The organism is Acinetobacter lwoffii, assembly GCF_024129355.1.
Classification (GTDB): domain Bacteria; phylum Pseudomonadota; class Gammaproteobacteria; order Pseudomonadales; family Moraxellaceae; genus Acinetobacter; species Acinetobacter lwoffii_I.
Genome location: NZ_JAMXXP010000082.1, coordinates 1 through 966, shown reverse-complemented (window position 1 = coordinate 966; position 966 = coordinate 1). Strand labels below are relative to the sequence as shown.

Sequence of the window (966 nt, the reverse complement as noted above, 5' to 3'; positions counted from 1 at the left end):
TCGAACTCTCACACCTCGCGGCGCTGGAACCTAAATCCAGTGCGTCTACCAATTTCGCCACGTCCCCAATGGCTGTGTATATTATAGAGATAGACCGACATTGACAAGCGATTTTACAAGCAATCACAATCTATTCCGCTATAAAATAAACAGTTAGTTCTATTTTTTAATTTTTTATAAAATTTCTGCCGAAAATTTGATTCATTTTAGGATATGACTGCCCATTCGTTATTTTTAATCATTTCGATTCAATTCCAGCATTTTAAATTAAAACTCAAATGAATTTCTAATCTTGATCAACATAGGCATTCAGAATACTGAAACTATTATTGATAAATAATGTCTGAACCAGTGCTTGAAATCAGAATACAATACCGCATAAATAACAACAGCTTTACCAAATTTCAGGCAATACAAAAGCAAGGCACTCGCCTTGCTTTAATATGATGGTGGGGATAGAGAGACTCGAACTCTCACGCCCAGAAGGCGCTGCGACCTGAACACAGTGCGTCTACCAATTCCGCCATATCCCCATGGCTGTGTATATTATAGCGATCAGACCTGATTCACAAGTAGTTCTGCAAAAAGCTAAATACTTTTATATCAAAAATTAGTCAGTTAATTCACTATTGATCAAATACCGATCTATTTAGACCAATATATAAAATTGATAGACACCATGGAACTGATTCATATGACATTTAAATTATTGAATATGCAGATCGCATGAATTATTGCATGCAATACAATGACATTTATTAAAGCCCTGCCCTTGTATGATCATTCGTTGGAGAATTTAAGCCCAGAACACATTGATGTTCATCAGGCATAACAGCAAAATCTGGTACTAAAAAAACCGATCTCAAATTTCAGGTAATAAAAAAGCAAGGCATTTGCCTTGCTTTAATATGATGGTGGGGACGGAGAGACTCGAACTCTCACACCTCGCGGCGCTGGAACCTAAAT

General features: G+C 36.7%; 1 tRNA gene. It reads right to left on the bottom strand.

Annotation, left to right across the window (positions count from 1 at the left end):
- Positions 1-447: 447 nt before the first annotated feature.
- Positions 448-533, bottom strand: a tRNA-Leu gene (locus NI468_RS16035).
- Between the last annotated feature and the right edge of the window lie 433 nt (positions 534-966).